Genomic DNA, 13,840 nt, shown 5'->3' on the forward strand with positions numbered 1-13,840 from the left:
CACAGGGATTCCCGAGTAAGAGCCGGGTGCTGGGCTCCGTGGCCTTGCTCCGAAGCAGTGCGTCAGACGTGCTCGCTAGGCTTCCTTTCGAGGGGCCAGGGAACTGGCCTCCATTGGAGGAGTTCACATGCATCGTCTCTTGAAGCGCGGAGCCTCGGCCTGCTGTGTCGCGACGTTGCTGGCCGCGCCCGCGGTCCTCGCTGGTTTCACGACGGAGTCAGCCCATTGTTACAAGAACGCGGATGGCTCTGGCCGGTGCCAGGGCAGCCTCCTCGGCTTCCGCAATCACGCCGGCGCCAACACGCAGGCGCTCTTCTCACGGTCCAGCAACGCGGCGCCGTACTTCTACGCGGCGCTCACCACGGGCGCGACGACGGAGTACTTCAGCTGCACGCCCGACGCGGTGACAGGGGCTCACTGGAACAAGGCCATGAACCACGAGGGCTTCTTCTCCATCTACTGGTCGGCCGGGGGGAGCTGCTATTCGTTGTTCCTGATCAACGGCAGCCAGTACTCGAATTTCTGAGCCATCTCATGAACACCCAGGTGTTTCAGGGCTGGCTTCCGAGCCTGACCACGGCGGTGGGGTGCGCATTGGGGTGCTGGCTCGCGGTGAGCCAGGCGCAGCAGTTCCAGGAGCAGCGCGTGGAGCAACTCACGGATGAGGTGGGGGCGCTGCGCCGGGCACTGGAGTCTCGTGCTCACGCCGCGGGGGCTGGCTTGATGGTGGGCGCGTCCTCCCCAGTGGCCTCCGGGCAGGGGCGCCTCTCCGGGGAAGAGCTTGAGGCCATGGCCCTGCGGGTGGCCACGTTGCTGAAGGCGTCAGGAGGGCCCGTCGTGGGGGCCGGTGAGCCCGAGGCGTCCGCGCCTTCCGTGCCGGAGCTGTCCTCCGAGCAGCGCGAGTCGGCAACGCGGGTGGGCACGATGGTGGACCGGGTGGTCTCCAGCGGACGCATGACTGCGCAGGACGTGCTCGAGATTCGGCGCGAGCTCGCCCACCTTCGAGGCCGTCCCGAGGCCGACGCGCTCCGCAAGCAGCTCATCGTCGCCATCAACCAGGACCGGCTCATCCCCGCTCCGGATGCCGATGGTCTTCCGTAGCTCTCGCTTCACTTCGCTTCGAGCAGTCGAACGTCACACGGCTCAGGAGTCACAACACATGAAGCAGCTCTCTTCTTCGAGGTCCCTTGTTCGCAAGGGCCTGTTGCCTGGTATTGCGCTCGCGGCCCTGGCGCTCGCTCCCGTCGCGTGGGGAGGACTCCAGTCGCAGACCCTCTTCTGCCAGAAGAACACGGATGGCTCGGGGCATTGTTTCGGCAACCTGGTCGGCTTCCGCCAGGACGCGGTGACGACCTCCTCCGCGTCCTTCCGGGATGACATGGTCGGCGGTCGCCTCTTCCAGTCCTATTTCACCCCGGCGGGGGCCACCACCCACACCATCTACAGCTGCGTGCCCGACGCGGTCGTGGGCGAGCTCTGGGAGCAGGCCCTGAGCACCCGGGGCTTCTTCCGGGTGGAGTGGGACGCGACGGGCACCTGCAAGTACCTCCGGCTCGTGAACGGCTCGCAGAACACGAACTTCTGATGACTGGAGGGACGGCGCTCCCAGCAAAGGGGAGCGCCGTCGCCTCACGGGGCTACTTGCCGGCGGGCGGCGGAGACACCGCGGCGCTGGGGCCACGCAGGGCCGAGCGCAGCAGGAACAGCGTCAGGCCGCCGAAGAAGAGCAGGCCCCAGAGGTTGGACCAGAGCGGATGCGCCAGCTCGCTCTCGCCCACCGTGTTGAGGAAGCCGCCGATGGCGCCCTCGTGGCCGAGCACGGCCGGCAGGTTGATGGCGCGCGAGCCGGCGCCGTCCGTGGCGATTTCCAGGAAGGCGATGAGCACGCCCGCGATGGAGCCGCCGGCGATGTAGCCGGAGGAGAGCAGGGTGCCCGGGGAGAAGTCGGACTCACCGCCGCGCACGCGGTCCACGAAGTAGCGCACCATGCCGCCCACGAAGAGCGGCGCGCTGCTGCTGATGGGCAGGTACACGCCCACCGCGAAGGGCAGCGAGGACACGCCGCACAGCTCCAGCATCAGCGCGATGAACACGCCCAGCAGCACCAGGTCCCACGGCAGCCGCTGCGTGAGGATGCCGTCGATGATGAGCGCGAACAGCTGCGCCTTGGGCGCCGCGTAGCGGGTGAGGGCCTGGCCCTCGTAGGTGCTGATGCGGCCGCCGATGCCCGGGTCCACCACGTACTGGATGGTGCCGGCGCCGTCGACCAGGTACTTGCCCGCGGGCACCGGCGTGTCCGCGCCGCGCACGTAGCCTTCCTTGAAGGTGCGCTGGGGGCCCTCGGTGACGGCGCCCAGGTCGGACACCTTCACCTGCGAGCCGCCCGTGGGGCTCAGCGTCACGCCGCCCACGTCCTGCGCGCCCACCTGCCGCCAGCTGCGCAGCTCCAGCGCGCCATGGGTGTTGGCCAGCTCGTAGCCCTGCGCCCAGGCCGCCTTGCGCAGCGCCGCCTCGTCCAGGTTGCGGCTGGCCAGCGCCTCCGCGGACACGCTCCAGGGGAACACGTACTGGGTGCGCGTCTCCTCGGTCAGCTCGGTGACCTGCACGTTCGGGTGCGGCTCCGGGATGGTGACGGTGGCGCCCTTGTTGAGCGTCACCAGCACCAGGCCGATGAACATGGCGCTGGTCAGCACGCCCACGAAGAGCGCCGTCTGCTGCCGCCGGGGCGTGCCGCCCACCAGGAAGGCCGTCTTCAGGTCCTGCGCGGTGGTGCCACCGTTGGACGCGGCGATGCCGACGATGGCCGCCGTGGTCAGCGCCATGAAGCGGTCATTGGAGTTCGTCCAGCCCAGCATCAGGTACACCAGGCACGTGACGAGCAGCGTGGCCACCACCATGCCGGAGATGGGGTTGGAGGAGCTGCCAATCTCGCCGGTGATTCGCGCGCTCACCGTCACGAAGAAGAAGCCGAAGACGATGATGAGCAGGGCGGAGATGAAGTTGACGTGCAGCGGGGGCGCCAGCCAGATGGTCAGCACCAGCATCAGGCTGCCCACCAGCACCACGGTGATGGGGAGGTCCTGCTCGGTGCGCAGCAGCTGCGGCGCGCCGCCGTGCGCGCGCGAGGCCTTGAGCGACTCCACGCCGCGCTTGAACGCGCCGATGATGGTGGGCAGCGACCGGATGAGGCTGATGAGGCCGCCCGTCGCCACCGCGCCCGCGCCGATGTAGAGCACGTACGCGTTGCGAATCTGGTCCGGGGACATGTCCCGGATGAGCTGCCCGTTGTGCACCAGCAGCGGCTGATCCAGCCCGCCGCCGAAGAAGGAGATGGCGGGGATGAGGATGAGGTAGCTCAGCACGCCACCGGCGAAGGTGATGGCCGCCACCCGGGGACCGATGATGTAGCCCACGCCGAGCAGCTCCGGGCTCACCTCGGTGGAGAGCGTGGCGCTCTTGAGGCCCTTGAGCGGGGTGCTCAGCACCTCGCGGAACAGCTTCATGCCGGAGTAGGCGAACTTGTAGATGCCGCCCACCAGGAAGCCGATGATGACCGTGCGCGCGTTGGTGCCGCCCTGCTCACCGACGATGAGCACGTCCGCGCTGGCCGTGCCCTCCGGGTAGGGCAGCTTGCCGTGCTCCTGGACGATGAGGCCCTGGCGCAGCGGAATCATCATCAGCACGCCGAGCACACCGCCCAGCGCCGCCGTGAGGAACGCGTGCGTCAGGCTGATGTCGTAGCCCAACAAGAGCAGCGCCGGGAGCGCCGCCGCCACGCCGAAGGCCAGCGACTCTCCCGCCGAGCCCGTCGTCTGGACGATGGTGTTCTCCAGGATGTTCGACTTGCCCAGCGCCCGGAAGATGGCGATGGAGAGCACCGCCACCGGAATCGACGCGGACACCGTGAGGCCCACCTTGATGGCCAGGTACACGGACGAGGCGGCGAACACGATGCCCAGCACCGAGCCGAGCACCAACCCGCGGATCGTCATCTCCGTGGGGGACTGGTCGGGTGGGATGTACGGGGAGTGTTGGTGGGGCGCGTGCGATTGCGCGAGCGGAACACGCTCGTCGACGACCGGCGGGGTACCGTGGGCCAAGCGAAAGGCTCCTTACGAGGGAATCGGGCCCCTTCTAGCAGGGCCCCGCCCGGCGCGCGAAGCAATGCCCCTCAAATGGCAAGCGCCCCCACCCCGGGAGGGATGGAGGCGCTCGGGGGGGCCCCCGTGGAACCGGGGCCGACCTGCCGCGTCAGGCGGGGACTACTGCTGCAGCGCCGCCGCGTCCGGGTCCACCTCGGCCATCAGCGCGGCCAGCTCCGCCTTGAGCTTGTCCTTGGCGCGGATCTCGAGCTGGCGGGCGCGCTCGCGCGAGAAGCCGAAGTGCTCGCCCAGCTCCTTGAGCGTCATGGGGCGCTCGTTCATCACGCGCTGCTCGATGATGAAGCGCTCGCGCGGGTCCAGGCGCATCAGCGCGGTGCGGACGCGGGCGTTGATGAGGCCCGCCTCCTCCTTGTCGGCGAACTCGTCGTCCTGCGGGGCCGCGGCGCTGACCACGAAGTCCACGTGGCTGTTGCCGCCGTCCTCGCCCATGGGCGCGTCGAGCGAGAGGTCCCGCCCGCCCATGCGCTGCTCCATCTCCCGCACCTCGCCGGGCTTCACGTGCAGCCGGCGGGCAATCTCCTCCACGTTGACCACGGCCTCGCCGTTGCCGAACTTCTCCAGCTCACGGCGCGTGCGCGCCAGGCTGAAGAACAGCTTCCGCTGCGCCTGGGTGGTGCCGAGCTTCACCAGCGACCAGCTCTTGAGGATGTAGTTCTGGATGTACGCGCGAATCCACCACACCGCGTAGGAGATGAGGCGGATGCCCTTGTCCGGGTCGAACTTCTGCACGGCCTTCATCAGGCCGATGTTCCCCTCCTGGATGAGGTCCGACATCTTGATGCCGTAGGAGCGGTACTCATAGGCGACCTTGACCACGAAGCGCAGGTTGCTCGTGACGAGCCGGTGGCCCGCGGCCAGGTCTCCCTGGATGAAGCTGCGCGCCAGCGCCTGCTCCTCCTCCACGGTGAGGAGGTTGTAGTGGTTGATCTCCGAGAGGTACATCGCCAGGGAGCCGGAGTTGGACGACTGCTCGGTGGACGCCTGCATGGATGGTTTCTCCCGACGTGGGGCCTCGTGGAGGCCGCTAGGTTTTTTCGGACCGCTTGACGACTGAACGAGGGCTGTCATGAGCAACCCGGATGCCAGCGCCACCCACACCACCTTCCCCTGTGTCTGCGGGGGGTTGGCGGAACCGTCGCTCATGTACAAAGAAGGAGGGCTGTAACCGTTACGGCCGACCTGGGAACTCGCCGGGACTTCGCGGCTGTAGAATGTGCCCGTCTGTGCACGTGACGCCTCCAGGGAGGAGCACCTGGGCCCTGTCGAGGAGCCGAGGTGCCGAGCGAGCGCGGAAGCTCCCTTGCCCGCCTGGCAGGTGAGCGCCCTTGGACGAGAGGGCCGCGCACGGCGCCTTTCGCCTTCCCGTGGATGAACGGCTAACGACTCCGGCGGCCGCTGTCCGGCGCGATTTTCCGCGCCCGGGGGGACGCCCGGAGGGCCACCCGCCACGCGAGCCCATGGCGCCCGAGGCGGGCAGGGCGGTGAGGCTCAGCCGCGCCGGGCGCGACGTCCCCGGCGGGAATCCCTGGGGTCTGCCGCCGTGCCGGGGCTCGCCGTTCGAGGCGGGCGCGTGCCGGTGCGCACTCCCTCAGGAGGCGCGGGCGCGCCGCTCATCCGTACGGGCCCGCAGCTGGGCCTCCATGCGGACGAAGTCGGAGACGGCGCTCTTCAAGGCGCGCAGCAGCGTGTCTGCTTCGCCCTGTCGCAGCGGACGCCCGCCGAAGCGGGCCTCCAGGTAGCGCCGGGTGATGGGCGCGAGCGCGGGCGCCAGCGCGTGGCCGTCCGAGGCCATCCGCGCGTGCAGCTCCTCCAGCGTCTCGTCGTCACCCCGCGCGATGCCCGCCGAGGCGAGCTGTGCCTCCACCGCGTCCACGAAGCGCGTGGCCTCCAGCGGACGAGGCCGTCCCGACAGCCGCTCCACGAGCCGCCACCCGGCATAGACGAGCATGCCCACCACCAGCGCCGCGCCCCAGGCCCGCGCGGGGGGCAGCTGGCTGCGCTCGTTCTTCTCGGAGCCCTTGGGCGGACGCACCAGCGCGCGCGCCACGTCCACCTGGTCCCGGAACGAGTAGTCGACGACGGAGTTGCGCCACCGCGACTCGATGGCCTCGTACAACCCCAGCAGCCGCTGCATCCACTTCGAGCCCTGGCCCGGACGATTCGCGGGCGGCGTCGCGTCCACGGTGACGAAGCCGCGCTCGGGCACCAGCACGTGCGTCCACGCGTGGGCGTCACCGGCGCGCAGGATGTAGCCCTCGTTCACCCGCTCGCCGCCGAAGAAGCCCGTGGCCAGCCGGGCCCGGATGCCCTGGGTGCGCAGCATCAACGTGAGCGCGGTGGCGAAGTGCTCGCAGTGCCCGGCCTTGCGCTCGAAGAGGAAGTCCGCCAGCGGGTCATCCCGCTCGCCGGCCTGCTCCAACGTGTACGAGTGCTCGCGCTGCAGCCACGCGGCCAGCTTCTGCGCGGCGGCCATCGGCTCGCGCTCGCCGTCGAGCACCCGCGCCGCCGTCTGGGCCACGCGTGGGTCGATGTTCTCCGGCAGCGCCAGCAGCGCGTCCTGCTCCACCGGGGGCAGCTTGCGGAACCGGTCGCCACTGCCACCCGGCGGCAGGCTGTACGCCTCATAGGAGTAGGAGATGCCCGGCTCCAGGAAGCGCGCCTCGCCGCCGGACAGCTCCTGGAGCGAGGTGCGCCGGCCGCCCGTGCTCGTGTTCGCCACCGCGTTGCCCAGCCGCGACGGCGTCTCGAGCGCGATGAGCGTGCGACCGCCGTAGGCCGGCAGCAGCTCCACGCGCTGGTGCACCAGGTTGTCGCCGCCCGGACGCAGCGTCAGCAGCGGCTCGCGCTCCTTACGCACGCCGCCCGCGTTCGTCCACTCCAGCCCGTCGAAGATGTCGTAGGTGCGGCCCACCCAGTACGCGCCGAGCGCATCCACGCCCGGGTCCGGGTTCAGCGTCGCCCGCAGCACGACGCGCGGGTTGTCCTTGATGGTCCCCGTGCCGCCCAGCCGCACCGTGTTGGAGAAGCCCGTCGTCGCGGGGCCGATGCCCGGCGACGCGCGAGGCCCCGTCATGTTCCAGTTGAGGCGGGGGAAGAGGATGAAGAAGGCCACCGCGCCGGCCACCGCGAAGCTGACGCCCGTGCTCAGGGGGCGCAGCACCTGGCGCACCGGGATGGGCTCACCCTCGGGCACCGCCGACTCCACCACGCCCAGCGCCAGCGAGACGCTGGACAGCACGCTGAAGGCGACCAGGAACAGGCCGTAGACCAGCTCACCGGACAGCGCCGCGCCGCCCGCCACCATCAACAGGCCGGACAGGTGCACCTGTCCATCCGTGGCCGGGTCCGGCGTGGACAGCAGCCGGTGCGCGGAGATGAGGCCCGCGAAGGCACACGCGGCCACCACCAGGTTGAGCGAGCCCGCCGTGACATTGACGGCCAGCACCGCCGCCACGCCCAACAGCAACAGCGCGGTGAGCTTCGCGCGCCGGGCGAACAGCCGCTTGCCCAGGAGCGCCGCCACCAGCGAGAAGCCATAGAGGCCCAGCGTCCACAGCGGCAGCTGGCCGGACACGGCCATCGACCCGAACGCGCAGCCGGAGGCCACGTCGCGCAGCACCAGTCGCAGTCGCGAGCCGCGCGTCATGCCGCCGCCTCCTCGTCCCGCGGCCGCTCGAAGCCCAGCCACGCCAGGGCCCTGAGGATGCGCCGCTCCTGCGCCGCGCCCGTGCCCGCGCGCAGCCGCTCCTCCGCGGTGTGGAGGCCCACCTCATGGCCCTCCTCGAGCAGCCGGTGGGCCAGCGCCGCGACCTCCTCGCAGCGCCGCTCCAGCGCCTCGCCCTCCAGGCCCGGCTCGATGCACAGCATCCACGTGCGGCGCTCCTCGCGCTCGCGCTCCACGCGCAGGAGCTTCCCCATCGACGCGCTCTTGAGCCAGTGGATGCGGCGCGCGTCCTCGCCCTCGGCCAGCTCGCGCAGGCCCGTCACGTCGCCGCTGCCGTCGTTGCGGCGCGGGTTGCCCGCGTCCCCCACCGGCCCTCGCTCGGCGTCGCCCGGGTCCATGCAGGCATAGCCGCGCTTGGGATAGACGAGCAGCAGGCCGTCGAGGGAGAGCACGCGCGTCTTGGCGAACAGCCCCAGGGGCCACGTCGTCGTCACCTGCACGCCTGTCAGCCGCACCGGCCCGCGGCGGGGCGCGACCAGGTCCGCGCGGACGATGTGCTCCACGCCGGAGGGCAGGTAGCCCACGCCGCCCGCGCCCGTCAGCGGCGAGTCCGCCTCCGCGAGCGCCAGGGCGAAGGCCTGCCCCTGCTTGCGCGACACGGCCCAGCGGAAGGCGAAGGGCTCACCCGCGAAGGCCGCGTCCGTGCCCACCCGGCGCACCGACAGGTCCCGGATGCACCGCTCCGACAGCACGCCGGACACCACCACCATGCTCAGCAGCAGGCCCAACAGCAGATAGAGCAGGTTGTTGCCCGTGTTGAGCGCGCCCAGCCCCACGCCGAACGTCACCACCAGGTACGTGCGGCCGATGCGCGTCACCCGGAGGGTCCGCGGCGGACGGAGCCTGGCGCGAAGCCGCGCCCAGCGCTGCTTCCACGTGGACTTCACCGCGGCGCCGGGACCTTTCGGACCAGCTCCTCCAACAGGTGCGCCGCCTCGTCCCGCGCCGCCACGCCCTGCACGGCGCTGCGCAGCAGCACGCGGTGCGCCCAGCACGGCACCAGCACCGCCCGCACGTCCCCGGGCGTCACGAAGTCCCGGGCCTCCCAGAGGGCCTGCGTGCGGGCCGCCGCGCCCAGCGCCAGCACCGCGCGCGTGGAGGCGCCTCGCTCGATGTCGCCGTGCTCCCGCGTCGCCCGCGCCAGCCGCACCACGTACTCCGCCACGGACGCGTCCAGCCGCTGCTCCGCGGACAGCGCGCGCAGGGCCGCCAGCTCCTCGGGGCTGGAGACGCCCTTGACGGCCTCCAGGGGCGGCGTGCGGCCCCGCGTGGCCAGCAGCCGCGCCTCCACGTCGGCGGCGGGGTGCCCCAGGGACAGGCGCACCATGAAGCGGTCCAGCTGCGAGTCCGGCAGCGGGTAGGTGCCGGAGAAGTCCACCGGGTTCTGCGTGGCCACCACCGTGAAGGGGGAGGGCAGGGCGTGCGTGCTCCCGTCGAGCGACACCTGGCCCTGCGCCATGGCCTCCAGCAGCGCGGACTGCGTGCGCGGCGGGGCGCGGTTGAGCTCGTCCGCGAGCACCAGCTGACGGAAGAGGGGACCGGGACGGAACTGGAAGGTGGCCGTCTGGGCGTGGAAGACCTGGGCGCCGAGGATGTCGGCGGGCATCAGGTCCGCGGTGAACTGCACGCGCGCGAAGCTCAGCCCACAGGCCCGGGCCAGGGCCTCCGCGAGCGTCGTCTTGCCGACACCCGGCACGTCCTCCAGCAACAGGTGCCCACCGGAGACCAGGCACGTCGTCACCAGGCGCGCCTGGGCCTCCTTGCCCTCGACGGCGCGCCCGAGCTCGGCGGCGATTCTCTCCATCGCCGGGCGCGCGGAGGCGGGGGACGGTACGTCGGCGGCGAGGACGCGGGCGGGCTGGGTCATCCGCCGTCACTCTAGCCGACTCCCCCGGGGGCCGGCACCGCCAACTCCAGGGCACCCTCCAGGGGCGCCCGCCTGCTCGGCCTCCCGCGACTAGAGGGAGAGCACGTCCTCGGGCGTGTAGTACGGACGCTGCACCACCACGCCCGTCGTCACGCCGAAGTAACGGAACATCCGCTCGTGGTGCGACGCCAGCCCGCGCAGCTTCACCGAGTTCGCCAGGTTGCGCGTCAGCACCCCCACCGCGCTGTCCTTGAACTCCCGCAGGTGGGTGAAGTCCACCACCACGTCCTGGCCCTGCAACGTGTCCAGCGACGTCTGCACCTCCTGCGCCGTCTTGCCGTCCAGAACCCCTTCCAGACGCAGGGTGATGCGACCTGCGACGTCCTCACGGTGGATCTGCAAACCCGCCATTGCTGTGCTCTCCCAATCGATGCGTGTGCGCGCTGTGCCGAAGTCTCGGGCACGGCGGCAGGAGCACATTCCGGGCCAATGTCGCACCCGGAAAACCCATGGAATATCCATGGGGTGCACTGCCAGGCGCGAACACTGCCTGGAGATGGGAAGGAATTTCAGCCACCGGGATGCAACATCTACACGACTGTCAGATGGCGGGCGTCCTGGTTGTCGCCTGCCGATCAACCCTGCCGGTCAATCGTCTTCTGCTGATCTCGCAGGGTCAGCTCGCGCTCCTGCTGGGCCTTCAGCTTGCGGAACTCCTTCACCACCTTGGTGGGGTAGCCCGCCATGAACTTCGTGCGCGCGTCCTTCTTGGCGAGGATGCGCCGGGCCAGCCCCGGGCCCGCGTTGTAGGCGACCAGCGCCTTCTCCAGGGAGCCGAAGCGGTTGATGAGGTCCGCCAGGTAGGCCGTGCCCAGCGTCACGTTCGTCTCCGCGTCGAACAGGTTGGTGGAGCGGCCCAGCCGGAAGCCGGCCTTGTCCGCCAGCCACGTGCCCGTGTCCGGCATCACCTGCATCAGGCCCATGGCGCCCACGTGGGACACCGCGTAGTTGTTGAACGAACTCTCGCAGCGGATGACCGCCACCACCAGCAGCGGGTCCACGTTGTTGCGCTGCGCCTCGCGGACGATGGCCACCGCCAGCCGGCGCTGCTGGTGCACCGGCAGCCCCGACGCCTTCACCATCTCCACCACGCCCAGGCGCTCGGCCTGCGCGAACATCGCCTCATCCTCGTACTTCTCCAGCTTCGCCAGCGCCGCCTTCAGCTCCCGCTCCCGCTGCTCCAGCGAGGCGCGCAGGTACATCACCTCCGCGGGCTCCCCCTGGGGCCCCGTGGGCACCTGCACCGGAAACGCGTACGCCCCCGCGCTCAACAGCATCGCCGCCGCCGTCACCGCCACCGTCCAGCCCCTCATCCCACCCTCCCCGGCAACCCCATGCCCACAAGCCCACGGAAGTCGCGCTCAGTCACCCCGACTCCGACGAGGAGGCACCCAAGCAGGCGCCGTGCCAGGGCCCAGGGTGCCCCTTGCGCGCGGGTATCTCCTTTAGATCTCTTGGAACACCGAGTTCCTGGTGGGCACGCGGGCTTCTCGGGCGTCGGAAAAAATGCCCGGACAGGGAACTTTGCTTCCTGTGAAAAGCACTGGGTTGCCGGTGGGCAACCGCGTTCCTACCTTGGGCCGCTCCGGGATGGGGATACGGGGGAGGTGCCGACGTGTACTGGACCATGGGGATGATCCTGCTCGTGCTGTGGGGCACGGGCCTGACGGTGGGCTCAACGGAGGGCTACTGGGTCCACCTGTTGCTGCTGTTCGCGCTGCTCACGTTCGTGTTGGGCGTGGTGTCGCGGGGCCGGAGGACGGCGGTGTCATGAGCGCGGTCCGAGGTCCCAGGGCGGACGGGGTGGAGCTGCCCCGGGACACCGCGGGCTTCACCCGCCGCGAGTGTCCCAGCTGCATGCGCGCGTTCAAGACGCGCCCCGGCCCGCATGACGCCCGTGCGCTGCTGCACAAGCTGCAGGCCTTCTTCACGCTGGAGAACGCGCACGAGGGCGAGGAGGGGCTGCCGGTGTGGCGCTGCCCCTACTGCGGCCACCGCGCGGAGGCGGATGGCTTCCTCACGCCCGCGCAGCAGACGCATCTGGAGTCGGTGGCGCGCGCGTGGGCCAACCACGTCCGCTACGAGCAACTGGCGCACGTCTCGCGCACGCTGTCGCTCAACCCCCGGCCCACCTTCGTCGCCGTGGAGCCCGAGTCGATGCCGGGCCCCATGGACCCGGAGCCGGATGAGCTCCTGCGTGTGATCCCCATGCTCTGCTGCGGCGAGGACGTGAAGCTCCTGTGGGAGTGGGATCAGCTCATCTTCTGCCCCCGCTGCGGCGCCCGTCATGGCGGGCTGAGCGGCCGGCAGCAGATCCAGCTCGAGGTCATCCAGGAATAGGGCGGGGTGGACTCGGGCGCCGCCCGGCGGCAGGCTCGCGCGCCATGAAGAGCTTCCCCTGGTGGGGGCTTTGGGCGGGCCTGCTCCTCGGCGCGCATTCCGCCTCCGCCCACGACGCAGACATCCTCTACACCCAGGTGCGTCGCACGCCGGACGCCCGCGCGTCCCAGGTGCGTCAGGTCCTCACCATGACGGCCACGACGCTCGGGCGGCTGGCCCCGGCGGGCCTGGACGCGGACTCGGATGGCGCCCTGTCGCAGGCGGAGCTGGACGCGCGCCCCGATGTCCTCTCGAGCGGCGTGTGGGACGTGCTGCCGCTCACCGCGGGCGGCGCTCCTTGCGCGCGCACGGCCCAGGCGGCGCGGGCGCGGGCCACGTTCGTCGAGCTGACGGCCACCTTCACCTGTCCCGAGGGACGGCTGCGCCAGCGCTACGGGGTGTTGTCCGTGCTGCCCTCGGGCTACCGGGTCATCCTGGGCAGCGTGGGGGAGGGCGGGGCGCCGGGCGCGCTGTTCGCGGAGGCGGGCCAGCCCTCGCTCGACATCCCCGACCCCGGGGAGGTGTCCTCGTCCGCCATCGGAGGTTTCCTCGGCTGGGTGGGGCTGGGCATGCGCCACATCGTCGAGGGCGTGGACCACCTGGCGTTCCTGCTGGCCGTGCTGCTGGTGGGCGGCGGGTTCAAGCGCGTGCTGCTGCTGGTGACGTCGTTCACCGTGGCGCACTCGCTGACCCTGGGGGCCACGGCGCTCGGCTGGGTGGTGCTGGATGGCGAGCGGGCGCGGTGGGTGGAGGCCGCCATCGCGCTGTCCATCATCTACGTCGCGGTGGAGAACCTGGTGCTGCGCGAGCACCGTCACCGCGCGCTCGTCACGTTCCTCTTCGGGCTGGTGCACGGCTTCGGCTTCGCGAGCGTGCTGGCGGGCTATGGCCTGGGAGACTCCGTGGTGAAGGGGCTGCTCGGCTTCAACCTGGGCGTGGAACTGGGCCAGGCGCTCGTGGTCGCCGTGCTGCTGCCGCCCCTGCGGATGCTCCAGCGCCGGCCGCGCGCGCACCTGGGGACCGTCCGCGTGTTGTCCGTGGGCATCCTCGCGGCTGGTGGGTACTGGATGGTCCAGCGCGCACTCGGTTGAATCCCGCGGACCCCGTCCCTACGTTGGCCTCGAAGAGGGTAGGGATCGGGGGACGTAGATGGGTGCGAGGCATACCCGGCTGGCCGCGGCACTGGCGGCCGCGTGGGAGGCGGAGGTCGTCTCCGCGCGGCGGATGACGATGCTCGCCGAGCGGATCATGGATGCGCGCATGCGCGCGAGGCTGATGGTGCTGGCCGCCTTCTGCCGGGCGCATGCCTCCAGGTTGCTCGCGCGACTGGCGGCGCTGGGACGGGGGCCGCTGCCGGTGCCTCCCGAGGAGATCATCCTGGACCCGGACACCCTGTTGGAGCTGCGGCGCGAGGGGGCCTTCGCTCGCGCGTCCGCCGCCCGCTACGAGGCCACCGCGGAGCTGGCGCGCCAGCAGGCGGACCTGTCCTCGGCCTGGGTCTGCGAGCTCAACCGCACCGAGGAGCAGGACCGCTCCCGCGAGCTGCTCACCATGGCCGAGGGCGCCCTGGCCGGCGCCACCATGGCGAGCCCCGCCCAGGCCGCCGCGCCCGCCGACTCCTGAATTCGAGCGCCGGGGGCGCGCTCT

The 13,840-nt window shown here is 71.0% G+C and carries 14 protein-coding genes; 7 read left to right on the forward strand and 7 right to left on the reverse strand.

Features of this window, described 5'->3' with window-relative positions:
* Positions 1–127 precede the first annotated feature (127 nt).
* The 3 genes from K8640_RS12725 to K8640_RS12735 are packed head-to-tail and all read left to right on the forward strand — an operon-like array spanning position 128 to position 1,585.
* On the forward strand, positions 128–526 hold the full coding sequence (locus tag K8640_RS12725) for a hypothetical protein (RefSeq protein ID WP_223747285.1): 399 nt from the start codon (positions 128–130) through the stop codon (positions 524–526).
* 8 nt (positions 527–534) lie between these two features.
* Positions 535–1,101 (forward strand): hypothetical protein, encoded by a 567-nt coding sequence (locus K8640_RS12730; RefSeq protein WP_223747286.1) that lies wholly within the window; start codon positions 535–537, stop codon positions 1,099–1,101.
* 58 nt (positions 1,102–1,159) lie between these two features.
* Positions 1,160–1,585: a hypothetical protein gene (locus K8640_RS12735; protein WP_223747287.1), complete on the forward strand. Its 426-nt coding sequence runs from the start codon at positions 1,160–1,162 to the stop codon at positions 1,583–1,585.
* 52 nt (positions 1,586–1,637) lie between these two features.
* On the opposite strand, the gene K8640_RS12740 is transcribed toward K8640_RS12735, so the two are convergent.
* The 7 genes from K8640_RS12740 to K8640_RS12770 form a co-directional block, all read right to left on the reverse strand.
* Positions 1,638–4,100, reverse strand: coding sequence for an OPT family oligopeptide transporter (locus K8640_RS12740; protein ID WP_223747288.1), 2,463 nt, complete (start codon positions 4,098–4,100; stop codon positions 1,638–1,640).
* Between the two features lie 162 nt (positions 4,101–4,262).
* A complete protein-coding gene (locus tag K8640_RS12745; RefSeq protein ID WP_141329544.1) occupies positions 4,263–5,150 on the reverse strand; it encodes an RNA polymerase factor sigma-32 in 888 nt (295 codons plus the stop codon).
* 601 nt (positions 5,151–5,751) lie between these two features.
* Entirely contained in the window at positions 5,752–7,809 is a 2,058-nt protein-coding gene (locus K8640_RS12750; RefSeq protein ID WP_223747289.1) for a DUF3488 and transglutaminase-like domain-containing protein, read from the reverse strand.
* Positions 7,806–8,774 carry a DUF58 domain-containing protein gene (locus K8640_RS12755; RefSeq protein ID WP_223747290.1) on the reverse strand — a complete coding sequence of 323 codons (969 nt, stop codon included), beginning with the start codon at positions 8,772–8,774 and terminating at the stop codon, positions 7,806–7,808. The genes K8640_RS12750 and K8640_RS12755 overlap by 4 nt, the downstream gene beginning before the upstream one ends.
* Complete coding sequence (locus tag K8640_RS12760; protein ID WP_223747291.1) at positions 8,771–9,754, reverse strand: MoxR family ATPase; 984 nt, start codon at positions 9,752–9,754, stop codon at positions 8,771–8,773. The genes K8640_RS12755 and K8640_RS12760 overlap by 4 nt, the downstream gene beginning before the upstream one ends.
* Before the next feature lie 90 nt (positions 9,755–9,844).
* Positions 9,845–10,165 carry an STAS domain-containing protein gene (locus tag K8640_RS12765; protein ID WP_223747292.1) on the reverse strand — a complete coding sequence of 107 codons (321 nt, stop codon included), beginning with the start codon at positions 10,163–10,165 and terminating at the stop codon, positions 9,845–9,847.
* Positions 10,166–10,389: 224 nt separating this feature from the next.
* Positions 10,390–11,127 (reverse strand): lytic transglycosylase domain-containing protein, encoded by a 738-nt coding sequence (locus tag K8640_RS12770; RefSeq protein WP_223747293.1) that lies wholly within the window; start codon positions 11,125–11,127, stop codon positions 10,390–10,392.
* 302 nt (positions 11,128–11,429) lie between these two features.
* Here K8640_RS12770 and K8640_RS12775 point away from each other — a divergent pair, with 302 nt between their 5' ends.
* From K8640_RS12775 to K8640_RS12790, 4 genes are read left to right on the forward strand one after another with little or no spacing between them, the layout of a single operon-like run.
* Complete coding sequence (locus tag K8640_RS12775; RefSeq protein ID WP_141323900.1) at positions 11,430–11,588, forward strand: lmo0937 family membrane protein; 159 nt, start codon at positions 11,430–11,432, stop codon at positions 11,586–11,588.
* Positions 11,585–12,154, forward strand: coding sequence for a hypothetical protein (locus K8640_RS12780; RefSeq protein ID WP_046714240.1), 570 nt, complete (start codon positions 11,585–11,587; stop codon positions 12,152–12,154). Before K8640_RS12775 ends, K8640_RS12780 begins: the two co-directional genes overlap by 4 nt.
* Before the next feature lie 44 nt (positions 12,155–12,198).
* Positions 12,199–13,284 carry a HupE/UreJ family protein gene (locus K8640_RS12785; protein ID WP_223747294.1) on the forward strand — a complete coding sequence of 362 codons (1,086 nt, stop codon included), beginning with the start codon at positions 12,199–12,201 and terminating at the stop codon, positions 13,282–13,284.
* 58 nt (positions 13,285–13,342) lie between these two features.
* Positions 13,343–13,816, forward strand: coding sequence for a hypothetical protein (locus K8640_RS12790; protein WP_074951744.1), 474 nt, complete (start codon positions 13,343–13,345; stop codon positions 13,814–13,816).
* The last annotated feature ends 24 nt before the right edge of the window (positions 13,817–13,840 follow it).

Source organism: Myxococcus sp. XM-1-1-1 (genome assembly GCF_020037095.1).
Classification (GTDB): Bacteria; Myxococcota; Myxococcia; order Myxococcales; family Myxococcaceae; genus Myxococcus; species Myxococcus fulvus.